A 15,627-nucleotide genomic window follows, 5' to 3' on the forward strand; every position below is an offset into this window, starting at 1 on the left:
CCAGCGCCACGCCCGGTGGGCACCCCCCCGGCATGAGCAGCGCCGCGACCGCCACCCCCGCCGCGCCCCCCCCCCCCCGCGCGCGGTGCCCGGGCTCGGTGCCCGGGCACGGGTCGGACACCGCCCGCCATGCCCGGCCGGACCGGTGCTCCGGCATCGCTCAGATCAGGCTCGGCAGGACTCCTCGGGGCCATCGGCCGAGCCAGAACGCCGCGGTGGACGGCTCCGGCTGGTCCTCGGTGGAGCCGTCGTGTGGCATGAGCTCGGTCGGGGCGATGCAGCCCTCGCCCGGTGCGAGGCGGATGCGGAAGCATCGCAGCGGCTCGTGGCGGGCGACGTAGCTTCGAAGATCGTCGGTGTGCGGGTACTGACGTTCGTGGTCGTCGTGGACGGTGCGACAGATGGCCCGGATGTCGACGTCGCCGAGCAGGATGTACCAGGTGCCCGGGCCGAGGTTGAGGCAGAGTCGTCGCCGGCCCCGGTGCTTCTCGCGGTACGGCAGCTTGTCCCAGTTGTCGACGTGCAGGCCGATCCGTCGGCCGTCCTGGTGATTACGGGTGGTAGTGAGTGCCTCGGCCGGGCCGGCTGCCCGGCCGAGGCAGACGGCTTCGGGGTCGCCGAGAAGGCCGGGAAGCATCTCGGTGGTGTCGGTGTCCCGGAGTTCGACGGTCTCGACCACGCGGCCGGCGCTGGTCCGGTCGGTCGCTCGTAGGCGGGAGGCGAGCGTGTCGCCGAGCGGCTGCCAGGCGCCGGCCGGGACGACGGCGCCGTTCTCGTACCCGGGCTCGCTCCGGGCGGTTCGGACACCGCTGACTTCGCACCGCGCCTGCAGGGCGGAGAGGTCGTGGAACGCGATGCGCAGGTGCATGCCGAGTCCTCCTCGGGATCGGGCTATCGGCCGTCGTCGAGCGTGTCCCCGTACGTCACGTCCAGCTCGGCCACCAGGGCCTCGGCGAGTTCGGTCCGCTGCGGGCGATCGATGACGACCCTGGCCAGGTGCGCCGCGCCGCGCAGGGCGGAGAGGTCGTTGCCGCGGAGGTCCAGACCCTGGTACCTGCCACGCCCGAACTCGGTGAGCCGGAGGGTGCAGCCGTCGAGGACGACCCTGCCCAGGTCGCAGTTGGTGAAGACGGCCTCGGACAGGGTGCATGTGGAGAAGGCGACCGGGCCGGTGGCCCGCACGTTGTCGAGGGTCGCGTTGTCGAGTCTGCAGTTCTCGAACAGGACGCTGTCGATGGTCAGGCCTGTGAGGGTCGCACCCATCAGTTTGCCGTTGCGGAAGGCGACGCGGGAGAGCTTGCTGTCACGCCAGTCGGCGGACCCGAGGTCACAGCCGTCGAAGTCGACGGAGTCCAACCGCATCGCGCTGAACTCGACGCGCGAGGCGCGCAAGCCGATGATGCGGCCTGTGATGAGCCGGGTGTCGGACAGAGCGAGGTCGCGCAGGTCGGCGTCCGCGTACCGGAAGTCCTGGACGATGCCTCGGCCGGTCTCCAGGGACGAGACGTTGGACAGGTAGGCGCCCGTCTCGTCGAGGTTGGGCAGGGCCACGGTGACGCGGCCGAAGGTGCGGCTGTCCATGGCCAGCTCCGTTTCCGTGGGGACCGGGCGGCCCGCCCGCGGGGTGCGGGCCGCCCGGCAGTGGGACTCCTTCTTGTTCCCGTTGTCCCAGGTCGGCCGGTTGTCGAACTTGGGCCCGTTGTTGTCCCAGGTCGGCCGGTTGTCGAACTTGGCGACCACGGGGTCCCCGGCCTCGGCACCCACGGCGGGCGACAGCTGCGTGTGACATGCAGACAGGCCCCCATCCCGCTTGGATGGGGGCCTTCGGCGTGGGTCCTGCTTCTGCTCAGGCGGTGGCGGTCTCGGGGGTCCGCGGGGCCGGGGTGGCGGCCGCGGTCTCCTCGGCCTCCCTCACGCGGAGGGCGAGGGGGATCCTCAGGGCGGCGATCCAGGTGAGGCTCGCGCCGAGCATGTGGAGGCCGACCATGAGCTCGGGGGCGTCGGTGAAGTACTGGACGAAGCCCAGCACGCCCTGGAGCAGCAGTACCGCCAGCAGTTCCTTCGTGCGGGCCTTGGCCGCGGGCGGGGCCTTGACGGCGGCGAGGACGAAGATCAGCGCGATGGTCAGGCCCACCGACACGAAGGCGAAGTCGGCGTGGAACTGGGCCAGCCTGTCGTAGTCGATCGGGATGCGCGGGACGATCTTGTTGTCCTTCGGCGTGCCCGGGTGGTGGCCGGCGCCGGTGACCAGGGTGCCGGCGGCGACCAGCAGGCCGACGACCGCCACCAGGACGTAGGACAGCCGGTGGATCGGGCGGGCGACCGACAGCTTCGCCGGGCCGTCGCCCTCCTTGCTCCGCTCCCACATCAGCAGTGCGACCCAGACCAGCGCCATCGCGGCGATCATGTGCAGCGCCACCGTGTACGGGTTCAGGCCCGTCAGCACGGTGATGCCGCCGAGCACCGCGTTGCTCATCACCAGCCAGAACTGCGCCCAGCCGAGCCTGGTCAGGCTGCTCCGCCAGGGCTTGGAGGTCCCCCCGGCCGAAGGCCAGGGGAGGCAGCGGGCGGCCAGGATGGCCCAGCCGACCGCGGCGCTCAGCACGTAGGTGAGCATCCGGTTGGTGAACTCGACGACGCCGTGGAAGCCCATCTCGGCGGTCGGCGTCAGGCTCTCGTCGGTGCAGCGGGGCCAGGTGGTACAGCCGAGGCCGGAGGCGGTGAGGCGGACGGCGCCGCCGGTGACGACGATCACCACGCTCATCACCAGCGCGGCGAACGCGGCGCGCCGGACCATCGCGGCGGAGGGCTGCCAGCGGTCGGCGAGCAGGGAGAAGGGGTTAGGCACGGGGTCAATCGTAGGCGGCCTTACAGGCGATCTTGGGGCGGGGCGGGGGCGGCGCGTGGCGTCGGTGGGGTGACGTGTCGGGCGGGGCCGGCGACACGCAGACCGAGACACGCGGGACAGAAGGTGCATTCCGGTCACGGCGTGCAATGGTCTTGACCAATTGCGGTCGGGGTCGAGAGAGTGCGGCTTTGGTCCATACCATTTCGGGCCTCTCCCATCGACGCCCGCACGCAAGCGGAGATTCTGCACATGCGCATACCCACGTCCGCCGCCGCGCTCGCGGTCGGCGGTTCGCTCGCCCTGGCCGGCCTCGCCGCTCCGGCCGCCCACGCCGCCGGCCCCGCCCCCGCCCAGGAGTGCCGCAGCCTCGGCGTCGCCAACCTCTACGGCGAGTTCGTCGAGGGCGACGACACCCACACCCCCGACGCCGAGGGCGCCGTCGCCGTCGGCGGCAACGCCGACTTCACCGGCGGCTTCTCGGTCGGTCAGGAGCTCTCCGCCGCCGAGGTGGACGCCCTGCCCGGCAAGAACGCGCTGGTCGTCGCCGGCCGGATCACCGGCCACAACACCCAGGTCATGAAGGGCAACGGCGTCTACGGTGCCAAGGCCGAGGGCGCTGTCGTCCAGGCGCACCAGGGCGCTATCACCCAGGGCGCCTCGCCGATCGACTTCAAGGCCGAGTTCGCCAAGCTGCGCGCCGCCTCGACCGCGCTGGCCGCCGCCCCGCAGACCGCCGGTGCCACCGTGCGGGCCGAGGGCGTCAAGCTCACCTTCACCGGCGCCGACGCCGCGTACAACGCCTTCACCGTCGACGCCGCGAAGCTGCAGGGCGCCAAGGAGGTCTACGTCAAGGTGCCCGTCGGCTCGGTGGCCGTGGTCAACGTGACCGGTGGCTCCTACGACATGGCGGCCGCCGGGACGAGCGGGTTCTTCCTCTGGGACGAGGGCAAGTCGGCCTTCGTCCTGGACGACAAGAGCCAGAGCGCGGCCGGCGGCGCGATCCGGGCCAAGCTGCTCTGGAACTTCCCCACCGCGACCAAGGTGACCAAGAAGGGCGACACCGCCTGGGCCGGTACCGTCCTGGCGCCGAACGCCGCGCTCTCCCTGAACACCCCCGGGGTCAACGGGGGGAAGCCGTCCGGCGGGGCCCCGGTCAACGGGTCGGTCATCGTCGCCTCGCTGACCGGCACCGCGGGCGCGGAGACGCACCACTACCCCTTCACCGGCTGCCTGCCGGCCGTCCTCCCGACGCCGACCGCCACGCCCACCGTGCCGCCGGTGGTGCCGAGCGGGTCGCCGTCGGCGACCACCGCGCCGAGCGCGAGCGCCACCCCCGGCGCGTCGGGCACCCCGACCGCCCCCGGCGGCTCGGTGAGCCCCTCGGCCACGCCGTCCGCCCCGGCGGGCGGCAAGCCCGGTGCGAGCGGCAGCCCGGCCGCCCCGTCGGCCACGGGTACGGCGGGTGCGCCGGCCGTCCAGGCCTCCGCGTCGGGCAGCCCGTCCCCGCGGACCGACGCGGGCGGCGACCTCGCGCACACCGGCTCCGGCCCGGTCCTTCCGCTGGCGATCGGCGGTGCGCTGGTGCTCGCGGCCGGCGGCGGGATCGTCGTCGCCACCCGGCGGCGGGCGGCCCGGAAGGCCTGACCGTTCGTCGACCGGCACCAGGGCCCCGGAATCCCCGCCCGCGGGAATTCCGGAGCGGTCCCGGCCCGGCGCCCGCGGTGACTGAACCCGATCACCGCGGGCGCCGTTCTGTCTGGAGGTGACGAAGTTCATTCAAGTCCGCCGATTCCGCGTTCTGCGAGGTGGCGGCTGTGATGGGCTGGTCATGCACATCAGGGATCGGACCGACAGACGAAATCCGGTCGTGCGGCGGGGTGTGGTGAGGTGCGGAAGTGCCGGTAGAGTCCCCCGGACAGTCGTAGCGGGCCACCGCGATCCACTCAACACGCCTGCTGCACAAGACCGTTCGGAGGGGAACAGCGTAATGGCGCGACAGCGGCGGCACATCGGGATCGGGGCGGCGGCACTCGCCGGTACGGCGACGGCCGGTTTTCTCCTACCCCTGGCTCTGGCCGGCAACGCCTCGGCCCACGTGCCGACTTGGAAGGTGACCTGCGACAAGGTCGTGGTCGACCTGATCAACTACAGCGACAAGGCCGGCGTGACGAACACCGTCAGCCTCACCATCGACGGCGAGAAGGTGCTGGACAAGACGTTCCCCAAGGAGTTCCACGGCACCTTCCCGGTGAAGGACCACTCCGCCCCGATCAAGGCGACCCTCGTGGTGAAGACCACGGAGACGCCCAACGAGAAGGGTTGGAACCTCGACGAGACCAAGACGATCGAGCCGTGCCACACGCCGACGCCGACGCCGACGCCGACTCCCACGCCGACGCCCACCAAGACCACCACCCCGACGCCGACCCCGACGCCGACGGTGACCCCCACGCCGACCCCGACGCCGACCGTGCCGCCCACCACCCCGAGCAGCAGCCCGTCGGCCACCCCGAGCCCGTCGGCCACGCCGACCCCGAGCCGGACCACCACCGCGGCCCCCGTCCCGGTGCCCACCACCAACGGCCCGGTGCTCGCGCAGACCGGTAGCAACGACGCCACCCCGATGATCGCGGCGGCCGGCGGCGGCGTGCTGCTGGTCGGTGGCGCGCTCGTCCTGCTGGCCCGCAAGCGCCGCAACGGCAGCCAGGGCTGACGCCCGCGCGAACCGCTCACCGCTGACAGCTCACCGCTGACGGCGGACAGCGGACCGCCCCCCGGCCAGACTGGCCGGGGGGCGGTCGCGTGTCGTCGCGGGGGAGGCGGGTGGAGGCGGGTGGACCCTGCTCCCCGCCGGAGAAGCGGGCCCTACTCCCAGCGGAAGAACCGGGCGGCGGCGGCCAGTCCGAGCACCGACCAGCCGGCCAGCAGCCCGAGGTCCGACCACGGCACCCCGGCCCCGTGCTGCAGCACCGAGCGCAGGCCGTCCGAGAGCGCGGAGATCGGCAGCAGCTCCAGCACCGACCGCACGGCGTCCGGGAACCGGCTCAGCGGCACGACCACCCCGCCGGCCAGCAGCAGCAGGACGAACACCAGGTTCGCGGCGGCCAGGGTGGCCTCGGCCTTCAGCGTGCCGGCCATCAGCAGCCCGAGCCCGGAGAAGGCGGCGGTGCCGAGGACCAGCAGCGCGGCGACGCTCAGCGGGTCGCCCTGCGGGGACCAGCCGAGCGCCAGTGCGATCACCGACAGCAGCGCGACCTGCAGCGCCTCGGTGACCAGCACGCAGCCGGTCTTCGCGGTCAGCAGCGCCCAGCGCGGCAGCGGGCTGGCGCCGAGCCGCTTCAGCACGCCGTAGCGGCGCTCGAACCCGGTGGCGATGGCCTGGCCGGTGAAGGCCGTGGACATCACGGCGAGCGCCAGCAGTCCGGGGGCCAGGAAGTCGACCCGCTCGCCGGGGCCCTCCACCGCGACGATGTCCACGGCCGAGAACAGCACCAGCAGCACGGTCGGGATGACCACGGTGAGCAGCAGCTGCTCGCCGTTGCGCAGCAGCATCCTGGTCTCGAAGGCGGTCTGGGCGAGCAGCATCCGGCCGACCGGGGCCGGACCGGGCGCGGGGGAGTAGTCGGCGGCGGCCGCGCGGGCGCCGGTCACGTCGGTCGTGCTCACGAGCGGAGGTCCCGTCCGGTCAGGTCGAGGAAGACGTCTTCGAGGCTGCGGCGCCGCACGGACAGCCGCTCGGGCAGGATGCCGGAGGCCGCGCACCAGCCGGTGACGGTGGCCAGCAGCTGGGGGTCGACGGCCGCCTCGACGCGGTAGGCGCCGGGGCCGGTCTCGACGGCGGTGGCGCCCTCGGGCAGCTCCTTGAGCAGCGGGCCGAGGTCGAGCCCGGGCGGGCCGTCGAAGCAGAGCGCGTTCTCGGAGCCGCCGCGGCACAGGTCGTCGGGGCTGCCTGCGGCGATCACCCGGCCGCGGTCGACGACGGCCACCTGGTCGGCGAGCTGCTCGGCCTCGTCCATGTGGTGGGTGGTGACGACCACGGTGACGCCGTCCCGGCGCAGGTCGCGGACCAGCTCCCAGGTGGCGTGCCGGGCCTGCGGGTCGAGGCCGGCGGTGGGCTCGTCGAGGAAGACCAGTTCGGGGCGGCCGACCACGGCCATGGCCAGCGCGAGCCGCTGCTGCTGGCCGCCGGACAGCCGGCGGTAGGTGGTGCGGCCGCAGGAACCCAGGCCGAGCCGTTCGACCAGCGCGTCGACGTCCAGCGGGTGGGCGTGCAGCCTGGCGGTGTGCCGCAGCATCTCGACGGCGCGCGCGCCCGCGTACACGCCGCCGGACTGCAGCATGACGCCGATCCGCGGGCGCAGGGCGGCGTTCTGGGCGACCGGGTCGAGGCCGAGGACGCGGACCGTTCCGGCGTCGGGCCGGCGGTAGCCCTCGCAGGTCTCGATGGTGGTGGTCTTGCCGGCGCCGTTGGGGCCGAGGACGGCGGTGATCGCGCCGGCCGCGATGGTGAGGTCGAGGCCGTCCACCGCGGCCTTGTCACCGTAGCGCTTGACCAGCCCGGCGATCTGGACCGCGGGTTCGGAATGCATACCGGCGAGTGTAAGAGGGCCGAACGCCCGGCCCCCACGCCGCCCTCGGTGATCGTTTTCCCAGGTCAGGTAAGGCTTACCTGCGTGACAGATGACACGGGTGAGGCCTGGATCACGGCTTGTCCTGTCGGAAGTAATTACGCAACACTGGTGTTGTGAAAAACATGCGCGAGCACGCCACGCAGCAGGAGGCCGAGTCGGCCCCCGGCTGTGACGTGCCCGTGACGGCCGCCGAGGTGCTGCTGGACGGCCACCGGGCCACCCGCGACCGGGTCGCCCGGTCCATCCTGGACCACGGCCCCTCCTCGGCCGCCGACCTGGCGAGCCGCCTCGGCCTCACCGCCGCCGCCGTCCGCCGTCACCTGGACGGGCTCGCCGCCGCCGGCCTGGTCGAGTCCCGCGAACAGCGGGTCTACGGCAGCCGCGGCCGGGGCCGTCCGGCCAAGGTCTTCGCCCTCACCGACGGCGGCCGGGACGCCTTCTACCAGGCGTACGACCAGCTGGCCGCCGACGCCCTGCGCTGGATCTCCGACTCGGTCGGCGGCGGCACCGCCGGCGAGGAGGCGGTCGCCGCCTTCGCCCGGGCCCGGTTCGGCAAGCAGGGCGAGAGGTACCTGGAGGCCGTGCGGAGCGCCGGGGCCGGGGAGCGGGCCGAGGCCCTCGCCCAGGCCCTGAGCGCCGACGGGTACGCTGCCACGGTGCGGCGGGTCCCGTCGGCCGTGGCGAAGGCCCCGGCGGGCACCCAGCTCTGCCAGCACCACTGCCCGGTCGCGCACATCGCCGAGCAGTTCCCGCAGCTCTGCGAGGCGGAGACCGAGGTCTTCTCCCAGCTCCTGGGCACCCATGTGCAACGGCTGGCCACCATCGCCCACGGCGACGGGGTCTGCACCACCTATGTGCCGGCACCCGGTGCCGCATCGTCGCCCGCCCAGCGTTCCGCGGGCCACGGCTCCGATGCAGTGCCGACTGCCGGTACGTCCACCGAAGATTCAGCGTCCGCGCGTTAGGAAGCTCGCATGACTGACACCGTTTCGCACCCCGAGCTCGAAGGCCTCGGCAATTACGAGTACGGCTGGGCCGACCCGGACACCGCCGGTGCCGCGGCCAAGCGCGGGCTCAGCGAGGACGTCGTCCGCGACATCTCGGCGAAGAAGAACGAGTCCGAGTGGATGCTCAACCTGCGCCTCAAGGGCCTGAAGCTCTTCGGCAAGAAGCCCATGCCGACCTGGGGCTCCGACCTCACCGGCATCGACTTCGACAACATCAAGTACTTCGTCCGCTCCACCGAGAAGCAGGCCGAGTCCTGGGAGGACCTGCCCGCCGACATCAAGGCCACCTACGACAAGCTGGGCATCCCGGAGGCCGAGAAGCAGCGCCTCGTCGCCGGTGTCGCCGCCCAGTACGAGTCCGAGGTCGTCTACCACCAGATCCGTGAGGACCTGGAGGAGCAGGGCGTCATCTTCCTGGACACCGACACCGCGCTGCGCGAGCACCCGGAGCTGTTCCACGAGTACTTCGGCACCGTCATCCCGGCCGGCGACAACAAGTTCGCCGCGCTGAACACCGCGGTGTGGTCCGGCGGCTCGTTCATCTACGTGCCGAAGGGCGTGCGGGTCGACATCCCGCTGCAGGCCTACTTCCGGATCAACACCGAGAACATGGGCCAGTTCGAGCGGACGCTGATCATCGTCGACGAGGACGCCTACGTCCACTACGTCGAGGGCTGCACCGCGCCGATCTACTCCTCCGACTCGCTGCACTCCGCGGTCGTGGAGATCATCGTCAAGAAGGGCGGCCGCTGCCGCTACACGACGATCCAGAACTGGTCGAACAACGTCTACAACCTGGTCACCAAGCGCGCCGTGGCGTACGAGGGCGCGACCATGGAGTGGATCGACGGCAACATCGGCTCCAAGGTCACCATGAAGTACCCGGCCGTCTACCTGATGGGCGAGCACGCCAAGGGCGAGACCCTGTCGATCGCCTTCGCGGGCGAGGGCCAGCACCAGGACGCCGGCGCCAAGATGGTGCACATGGCGCCGAACACCTCCTCGCACATCGTCTCCAAGTCGGTGGCGCGCGGCGGCGGCCGGACCTCCTACCGCGGCCTGATCGAGATCGGCGAGGGCTCGCACGGCGCCAAGTCCAACGTGCTGTGCGACGCGCTGCTCGTCGACACCGTCTCCCGCTCGGACACCTACCCGTACGTGGACGTCCGCGAGGACGACGTGTCCATGGGCCACGAGGCGACGGTCTCCAAGGTCAGCGAGGACCAGCTGTTCTACCTGATGAGCCGCGGCCTCACCGAGACCGAGGCGATGGCCATGATCGTGCGCGGCTTCGTCGAGCCGATCGCGCGCGAGCTGCCGATGGAGTACGCGCTGGAGCTCAACCGGCTGATCGAGCTGCAGATGGAGGGTGCGGTCGGCTGACGTCCGCCGCAGACCGCCCCACCGACTTTTCGAGGAAGAGAGCACGACGAACAGCCATGGCTGACACGCCCCTGAATGTCCCCGCGAACACCCCCGGCTCCACCACCGCCGGCTCGATCGAGGTCGGCACCGCCGGCGCCGGCGCGCAGCTCGCCGGCCCGGGCACCGGCCGCAGCACGGTCAAGCAGCCGATCGACGCGCGCGTCGCGGTCAAGCCGTCCTTCGACGTCAACGACTTCCCGGTGCCCACCGGCCGCGAGGAGGACTGGCGGTTCACCCCGCTGCACCGCCTCGGCGGGCTGCACGACGGCACCGCGGCCCAGGCCGAGCAGGGCAGCGACAAGGTCGAGTTCGTGCTCCCGGACGGCGTCACCGCCGAGACCGTCGGCCGCGACGACGCCCGTCTGGGCAAGGCCGGCACCCCGGTCGACCGGGTCGCCGCGCAGGCGTTCAGCGGGTTCGAGCAGGCGCTCGTGGTCACCGTCCCCAAGGACGCGGTGCTCACCGAGCCGGTCAAGATCGACGTCCGTGGCGAGGGCGGCGTCCGCTTCGCCCACGTGGTGATCGACGTCAAGCCCTTCGCCGAGGCCGTCGTGGTGATCAACCACGCCGGCACCGGCACCCGGGCCGCCAACGTCGAGCTGCTGGTCGGCGACGGCGCCAAGCTCACCTTCGTCTCGGTCCAGGACTGGGACCGCGACGCCGTCCACGTCGCCCAGCACAACGCGCTGGTCGGCCGGGACGCCTCGTACAAGTCCGTCGTGGTGACCTTCGGCGGGGACCTCGTCCGCCTCCACCCGCGGGTCAACTACGCGGCCCCCGGCGGCGAGGCCGAGCTGTTCGGCCTCTACTTCGCCGACGCCGGCCAGCACCTGGAGCACCGCCTGGTGATCGACCACGACACGCCGCACTGCCGGTCGAACGTGGCCTACAAGGGCGCGCTGCAGGGCCAGGACGCGCACGCCGTCTGGGTCGGCGACGTGCTGATCCGTGCCGCCGCGCTCGGCACCGACACCTACGAGCTCAACCGGAACCTGGTGCTCACCGACGGCGCCCGGGTCGACTCGATCCCGAACCTGGAGATCGAGACCGGCGAGATCGTCGGCGCCGGCCACGCCTCGGCGACCGGCCGCTTCGACGACGAGCAGCTCTTCTACCTGCAGGCCCGCGGCATCCCGGCCGACGAGGCCCGCCGCCTGGTGGTGCGCGGCTTCTTCGCCGAGCTGCTCCAGCAGATCGGCGTCGCCGAGGTGCAGGAGCAGCTCATGGAGAAGATCGAGTCCGAGCTGGAATCGGCGGTCTGACACCCATGACGTTTCTCCGTGCCTGCGCGCTGAACGACCTCCAGGAGGACGTGCCCAAGCGCGTGGACCTCAACGGCGTGCCGGTGTCCATCGTCCGCACCGACGAGGGGGTGTTCGCGATCAACGACACCTGCTCGCACGCGAACGTCTCGCTCGCCGAGGGCGAGGTCGAGGACTGCATGATCGAGTGCTGGCTGCACGGCTCCAGCTTCGACCTGCGCACCGGCAAGCCCTCCGGCCTGCCCGCCACCAAGCCGGTCGCTGTCTACCCCGTAAAGATCGAAGGGGACGATGTGCTCGTCTCCGTCAACCAGGAGTCCTGAGTACACATGGCAACCCTTGAAATCCGCGACCTGCACGTCTCCGTCGACGCCGAGAACGGCCCGCGCGAGATCCTGAAGGGCGTCGACCTGACCGTGAAGCAGGGCGAGACCCACGCCATCATGGGTCCGAACGGCTCCGGCAAGTCCACCCTCGCCTACTCGCTGGCCGGCCACCCCAAGTACACCGTCACCGGCGGCACCGTGCTGCTGGACGGCGAGGACGTCCTCGAGATGTCCGTCGACGAGCGCGCCAAGGCCGGCGTCTTCCTGGCCATGCAGTACCCGGTCGAGGTCCCCGGCGTCTCGGTCAGCAACTTCCTGCGCACCGCCGCCACCGCCGTCCGCGGCGAGGCCCCCAAGCTGCGGCTGTGGGTCAAGGAGGTCAAGGAGGCGATGGCGGCCCTCCAGATGGACCCGGCGTTCGCCGAGCGCAACGTCAACGAGGGCTTCTCCGGCGGCGAGAAGAAGCGCCACGAGATCCTCCAGCTGGAGCTCCTCAAGCCGAAGATCGCGATCCTCGACGAGACCGACTCCGGCCTCGACGTCGACGCGCTGCGGATCGTCTCCGAGGGCATCAACCGGGTCCGCTCGACCGGCGAGGTCGGCACCCTGCTGGTGACCCACTACACCCGCATCCTGCGGTACATCAAGCCCGACCACGTCCACGTCTTCGCGGGCGGCCGCATCGTCGAGTCCGGCGGTGCCGAGCTGGCCGACAAGCTGGAGAACGAGGGCTACGAGGCTTATGTGAAGGGGGGCGCGTCCGCGTGACGCACGCGTTCACGGGTCTGCTCGACACCGACGCGATCCGGAAGGACTTCCCGGTCCTGCAGCGGCTGCTGCACGACGACAAGCCGCTGGTCTACCTGGACAACGCGGCGACGTCGCAGAAGCCGCGCCAGGTGCTGGAGGCGCTCAACGCCTACTACGAGCGGCACAACGCCAACGTCCACCGCGGCGTGCACGTGCTCGCCGAGGAGGCCACCGCGCTGTACGAGGGCGCCCGGGACAAGGTCGCGGCCTTCGTCAACGCGCCGAGCCGCAACGAGGTGATCTTCACCAAGAACGCCTCGGAGTCGCTCAACCTCGTCGCCAACATGCTGGCCTGGGCCGACGAGCCGTACCGGGTGGACGCCGACTCCGAGATCGTCATCACGGAGATGGAGCACCACTCCAACATCGTCCCGTGGCAGCTGCTCTCGCAGCGCAGCGGCGCGAAGCTGAAGTGGTTCGGGCTCACCGACGAGGGCCGGCTCGACCTGTCGAACATCGACGAGCTGATCACCGAGAAGACCAAGGTGGTCTCCTTCACCCTGGTCTCCAACCTGCTCGGCACCGTCAACCCGGTCGAGACGATCGTCCGCAAGGCCCAGTCGGTCGGCGCGCTGGTCGTCATCGACGCCTCGCAGGCCGCGCCGCACATGGTGCTCGACGTCCAGGCGCTGGAGGCCGACTTCGTCGCCTTCACCGGCCACAAGATGCTGGCCCCGACCGGCATCGGCGTCCTCTGGGGCCGCCAGGAGCTGCTGGAGGACCTCCCGCCGTTCCTCGGCGGCGGCGAGATGATCGAGACCGTCACCATGGGCTCGTCCACCTACGCCCCGGCGCCGCACAAGTTCGAGGCCGGCACCCCGCCGATCGCCCAGGCGGTCGGGCTCGGCGCGGCCATCGACTACCTGTCCGGCATCGGCATGGAGAAGATCGCCGCCCACGAGCACGCGATCACCGAGTACGCCGTCGAGCGCCTGCTCGAGGTCCCCGACCTGCGGATCATCGGCCCGCGCACGGCCGTCGACCGCGGTGCGGCGATCTCCTTCACGCTCGGGGACATCCACCCGCACGACGTGGGCCAGGTGCTGGACGAGCAGGGCATCGCCGTGCGCGTCGGCCACCACTGCGCGCGGCCGGTCTGCCTGCGGTACGGAATTCCGGCGACCACGCGGGCGTCGTTCTACCTGTACTCGACGCCGGGCGAGGTCGACGCGCTGATCGACGGCCTGCACCACGTCCGGAACTTCTTCGGCTGACGGGACGGCCCAGGACATGAAGCTCGACTCGATGTACCAGGACATCATCCTGGACCACTACCGCAACCCCCACGGCAAGGGGCTGCGGGACGGCGACGCCGAGGTGCACCACGTCAACCCGACCTGCGGTGACGAGATCACCCTGCGGGTGAAGCTGGACGGCTCGACCGTCGTCGACGTCTCCTACGAGTCCCAGGGCTGCTCGATCAGCCAGGCCAGCGCCTCGGTGCTGAACGACCTGGTCGTCGGCCGGACCGTCGGCGAGGCGCAGGCCGTCCAGGAGGCCTTCCTGGAGCTGATGCAGAGCAAGGGCCAGGGCGAGGGCGACGAGGAGGTGCTGGAGGACGCGGTCGCGTTCGCCGGCGTCTCCAAGTACCCGGCCCGGGTCAAGTGCGCCCTGCTCAGCTGGATGGCCTGGAAGGACGCCACGGCCCAGGCGCTCGCCCAGCACCCCGCCGTGAACGACTGAACCCGCAGAGGAGGACAGACCATGAGTGACGAAACCACCGGCGCCCCGGCCCCCGCTGCGGAGGAGGCCCAGGGCGGCATCGTCGGCACCACCGCCGGCACCGTCTCCGTCGAGGACCTGACCGAGGCCCTGATGGACGTCGTCGACCCCGAACTGGGCATCGACGTCGTCAACCTGGGCCTGATCTACGGCGTCCACATCGACGAGGACGACGTGGCCACCATCGACATGACGCTCACCTCGGCGGCCTGCCCGCTGACCGACGTCATCGAGGACCAGGCCCGGACCGCCACCGACGGCCTGGTGAAGGACCTGCGCATCAACTGGGTCTGGATGCCGCCGTGGGGCCCCGACAAGATCACCGACGACGGCCGCGAGCAGCTCCGCGCCCTCGGCTTCAACGTCTGAGGTCACCGGTCGATCGTCGTTCCGCTGCCGCGCGACCCCCCGGGGGTTCGCGCGGCAGCGGCGTTTCCGGGGTGAACACCCGCGCGTGATCTGCTTCGTTGAGCAGGTTCACCGCCGTTCCCCACCAGCCACCCCCCACCCGCCTGCCGGCGGGTGCCCGCCCCGGGCCTCGCCGCGTGCTCCTGCGGGTGCCCCTTCGGGCCGGTGGGACAGCGTGTCTCAGGCGGCGATGTGTGCAGGTCGGCTGCCGGTCATTGCGGAGTGCAGGGCAGCTCGGACTCGGGCGGCACCTGCTGTGGCCACGTCCGTGCCCTTGTGGGCCGTGAGGGTTCGGGTGGTCAGACCGGCGCACGGGCGGCAGATGCCCGGTCGTGGCACTGGGTCGTGGCACTCGGCGCACTCGGCGTACCGGACCGGTGGCCGTCCAACGGGCCGGGTGGGCGGCACCTTGTGCTCCAGGCGGTAGCGGAGCACGGCGGCCGCCGAGTGCACCGGGGTGGGCAGGCCCGGCAGCAGGGCGTGGGCGAGGTCGGCGTGGGTCGCGCCGCGTTGCAGCCACTGTGCGACGAGGGGCGCGAGTTCGGCGGCTTCGGCCTCGCCCAGGCGCAGTCGGGGCTCGGGGCGGATCACCCGGAACAGGGTGGCGACCGCCTCGCGGATCTCGGGTGGTTCCTCCCCTCCTCCCTGGTCGTTTTCGCTTGCCGGGTGCGTGGGGAGGGAGGGTTCTTGCTGCCGGTTCTTTACAACAGGGCTGCCAGCAGGGCCGGTTGCCGCTTCACCGGGCACCGGGCGGGCGGTACCCGGTGGCGCCGTGAGGTATGGGGTGTCGTAGACGTGGGATTCGGTGATGATCCTGCCGTCGGGCATGCGGATCTTCTCGACCCGGTAGTACCCGGCCTCGGTCAGTTCCTTCAACGCCTTGCGGATCGCGCCGCGCCCCTGCGGGCTGGTGTCGGCCATGTGCCGGCCGTCCTCGCGCCAGCCGTCGGGGCGGGAGAGGAGATCAGCGAGGAGACCGCGGGCGGTGTACGACAGCCGCCGGTACTGGAGGAGCGCGTTGGGTAGCACGGTGAAGTTGCGCACGTGGGCGCTACGATGGACTCGCATGGGGAGTGTCAGCTCCTGGTGCCGGACCCCGGAGCGTTGGCGCGCTGCCGGGGTCGCCTATTTTCTGTTCGGGTGCAGAACGTATCACAGCCGCCAGGTAGGAAAGCCGCCTTCGGGAAA

Annotated in this window: 16 protein-coding genes; 10 read left to right on the forward strand and 6 right to left on the reverse strand. The window is 71.6% G+C overall.

The annotated features are described in order from the left end of the window. Window positions 1-160: 160 nt before the first annotated feature. The 3 genes from ACIRS1_RS23300 to ACIRS1_RS23310 form a co-directional block, all read right to left on the reverse strand. Window positions 161-868, reverse strand: coding sequence for a hypothetical protein (locus ACIRS1_RS23300; protein ID WP_402842908.1), 708 nt, complete (start codon window positions 866-868; stop codon window positions 161-163). Between the two features lie 23 nt (window positions 869-891). After that, window positions 892-1,764, reverse strand: coding sequence for a multiple cyclophane-containing RiPP AmcA (amcA, locus tag ACIRS1_RS23305; protein WP_402842911.1), 873 nt, complete (start codon window positions 1,762-1,764; stop codon window positions 892-894). An 82-nt stretch (window positions 1,765-1,846) separates the two neighbouring features. Next, entirely contained in the window at window positions 1,847-2,797 is a 951-nt protein-coding gene (locus tag ACIRS1_RS23310) for a COX15/CtaA family protein (RefSeq protein WP_360222694.1), read from the reverse strand. Between the two features lie 300 nt (window positions 2,798-3,097). Here ACIRS1_RS23310 and ACIRS1_RS23315 point away from each other — a divergent pair, with 300 nt between their 5' ends. Both ACIRS1_RS23315 and ACIRS1_RS23320 read left to right on the forward strand, forming a co-directional pair. Further along, window positions 3,098-4,492, forward strand: coding sequence for a choice-of-anchor A family protein (locus ACIRS1_RS23315; RefSeq protein WP_402842914.1), 1,395 nt, complete (start codon window positions 3,098-3,100; stop codon window positions 4,490-4,492). 343 nt (window positions 4,493-4,835) lie between these two features. Continuing rightward, window positions 4,836-5,561, forward strand: coding sequence for an LAETG motif-containing sortase-dependent surface protein (locus ACIRS1_RS23320; protein ID WP_402842917.1), 726 nt, complete (start codon window positions 4,836-4,838; stop codon window positions 5,559-5,561). A gap of 152 nt (window positions 5,562-5,713) precedes the next feature. Here the strand turns inward: ACIRS1_RS23320 and ACIRS1_RS23325 are convergent, their stop codons facing one another. Together ACIRS1_RS23325 and ACIRS1_RS23330 are read right to left on the reverse strand one after the other, a co-directional pair. Then, complete coding sequence (locus ACIRS1_RS23325; RefSeq protein ID WP_360222697.1) at window positions 5,714-6,433, reverse strand: ABC transporter permease; 720 nt, start codon at window positions 6,431-6,433, stop codon at window positions 5,714-5,716. Between the two features lie 77 nt (window positions 6,434-6,510). Continuing rightward, window positions 6,511-7,437 carry an ABC transporter ATP-binding protein gene (locus ACIRS1_RS23330; protein ID WP_402842920.1) on the reverse strand — a complete coding sequence of 309 codons (927 nt, stop codon included), beginning with the start codon at window positions 7,435-7,437 and terminating at the stop codon, window positions 6,511-6,513. A 164-nt stretch (window positions 7,438-7,601) separates the two neighbouring features. Between ACIRS1_RS23330 and ACIRS1_RS23335 the strand changes: the two genes are divergently transcribed. The 8 genes from ACIRS1_RS23335 to ACIRS1_RS23370 are packed head-to-tail and all read left to right on the forward strand — an operon-like array spanning window position 7,602 to window position 14,400. Beyond that, window positions 7,602-8,444 carry a helix-turn-helix transcriptional regulator gene (locus ACIRS1_RS23335; RefSeq protein ID WP_387901883.1) on the forward strand — a complete coding sequence of 281 codons (843 nt, stop codon included), beginning with the start codon at window positions 7,602-7,604 and terminating at the stop codon, window positions 8,442-8,444. Window positions 8,445-8,453: 9 nt separating this feature from the next. Further along, on the forward strand, window positions 8,454-9,869 hold the full coding sequence (gene sufB, locus ACIRS1_RS23340; RefSeq protein ID WP_360222676.1) for a Fe-S cluster assembly protein SufB: 1,416 nt from the start codon (window positions 8,454-8,456) through the stop codon (window positions 9,867-9,869). Between the two features lie 56 nt (window positions 9,870-9,925). Beyond that, the gene (gene sufD / locus ACIRS1_RS23345) at window positions 9,926-11,173 is read left to right on the forward strand and encodes a Fe-S cluster assembly protein SufD (protein ID WP_360222679.1); all 1,248 of its coding nucleotides are present in this window, start codon (window positions 9,926-9,928) and stop codon (window positions 11,171-11,173) included. 5 nt (window positions 11,174-11,178) lie between these two features. Beyond that, window positions 11,179-11,496, forward strand: a complete 318-nt coding sequence (locus ACIRS1_RS23350) for a bifunctional 3-phenylpropionate/cinnamic acid dioxygenase ferredoxin subunit (RefSeq protein ID WP_360222682.1) — start codon at window positions 11,179-11,181, stop codon at window positions 11,494-11,496. A 6-nt stretch (window positions 11,497-11,502) separates the two neighbouring features. Beyond that, complete coding sequence (gene sufC / locus ACIRS1_RS23355) at window positions 11,503-12,267, forward strand: Fe-S cluster assembly ATPase SufC (RefSeq protein ID WP_402842925.1); 765 nt, start codon at window positions 11,503-11,505, stop codon at window positions 12,265-12,267. Then, window positions 12,264-13,523 carry a cysteine desulfurase gene (locus ACIRS1_RS23360; RefSeq protein ID WP_360222688.1) on the forward strand — a complete coding sequence of 420 codons (1,260 nt, stop codon included), beginning with the start codon at window positions 12,264-12,266 and terminating at the stop codon, window positions 13,521-13,523. Before sufC ends, ACIRS1_RS23360 begins: the two co-directional genes overlap by 4 nt. A 16-nt stretch (window positions 13,524-13,539) precedes the next feature. After that, complete coding sequence (sufU, locus tag ACIRS1_RS23365) at window positions 13,540-13,992, forward strand: Fe-S cluster assembly sulfur transfer protein SufU (protein ID WP_360222691.1); 453 nt, start codon at window positions 13,540-13,542, stop codon at window positions 13,990-13,992. A 21-nt stretch (window positions 13,993-14,013) separates the two neighbouring features. After that, on the forward strand, window positions 14,014-14,400 hold the full coding sequence (locus ACIRS1_RS23370; RefSeq protein ID WP_363365260.1) for a metal-sulfur cluster assembly factor: 387 nt from the start codon (window positions 14,014-14,016) through the stop codon (window positions 14,398-14,400). A gap of 219 nt (window positions 14,401-14,619) precedes the next feature. Here the strand turns inward: ACIRS1_RS23370 and ACIRS1_RS23375 are convergent, their stop codons facing one another. Continuing rightward, on the reverse strand, window positions 14,620-15,507 hold the full coding sequence (locus tag ACIRS1_RS23375; protein WP_402842929.1) for a hypothetical protein: 888 nt from the start codon (window positions 15,505-15,507) through the stop codon (window positions 14,620-14,622). Window positions 15,508-15,627 lie beyond the last annotated feature (120 nt).

Origin of the sequence: Kitasatospora sp. NPDC101176, assembly GCF_044768035.1 — a bacterium.
Classification (GTDB): domain Bacteria; phylum Actinomycetota; class Actinomycetes; order Streptomycetales; family Streptomycetaceae; genus Kitasatospora.

Excerpts from the sequence above, each read along its gene's own strand:
- ACIRS1_RS23300 (WP_402842908.1), bottom strand. The coding sequence starts at position 868 with ATGCACCTGCGCATCGCGTTCCACGACCTCTCCGCCCTGCAGGCGCGG.
- ACIRS1_RS23310 (WP_360222694.1), bottom strand. The coding sequence starts at position 2,797 with ATGGTCCGGCGCGCCGCGTTCGCCGCGCTGGTGATGAGCGTGGTGATC.
- ACIRS1_RS23315 (WP_402842914.1), top strand. The coding sequence starts at position 3,098 with ATGCGCATACCCACGTCCGCCGCCGCGCTCGCGGTCGGCGGTTCGCTC.
- ACIRS1_RS23320 (WP_402842917.1), top strand. The coding sequence starts at position 4,836 with ATGGCGCGACAGCGGCGGCACATCGGGATCGGGGCGGCGGCACTCGCC.
- ACIRS1_RS23325 (WP_360222697.1), bottom strand. The coding sequence starts at position 6,433 with ATGCTGCTCGCCCAGACCGCCTTCGAGACCAGGATGCTGCTGCGCAAC.
- ACIRS1_RS23330 (WP_402842920.1), bottom strand. The coding sequence starts at position 7,437 with ATGCATTCCGAACCCGCGGTCCAGATCGCCGGGCTGGTCAAGCGCTAC.
- ACIRS1_RS23335 (WP_387901883.1), top strand. The coding sequence starts at position 7,602 with ATGCGCGAGCACGCCACGCAGCAGGAGGCCGAGTCGGCCCCCGGCTGT.
- sufB (WP_360222676.1), top strand. The coding sequence starts at position 8,454 with ATGACTGACACCGTTTCGCACCCCGAGCTCGAAGGCCTCGGCAATTAC.
- sufD (WP_360222679.1), top strand. The coding sequence starts at position 9,926 with ATGGCTGACACGCCCCTGAATGTCCCCGCGAACACCCCCGGCTCCACC.
- ACIRS1_RS23350 (WP_360222682.1), top strand. The coding sequence starts at position 11,179 with ATGACGTTTCTCCGTGCCTGCGCGCTGAACGACCTCCAGGAGGACGTG.
- sufC (WP_402842925.1), top strand. The coding sequence starts at position 11,503 with ATGGCAACCCTTGAAATCCGCGACCTGCACGTCTCCGTCGACGCCGAG.
- sufU (WP_360222691.1), top strand. The coding sequence starts at position 13,540 with ATGAAGCTCGACTCGATGTACCAGGACATCATCCTGGACCACTACCGC.
- ACIRS1_RS23370 (WP_363365260.1), top strand. The coding sequence starts at position 14,014 with ATGAGTGACGAAACCACCGGCGCCCCGGCCCCCGCTGCGGAGGAGGCC.
- ACIRS1_RS23375 (WP_402842929.1), bottom strand. The coding sequence starts at position 15,507 with ATGCGAGTCCATCGTAGCGCCCACGTGCGCAACTTCACCGTGCTACCC.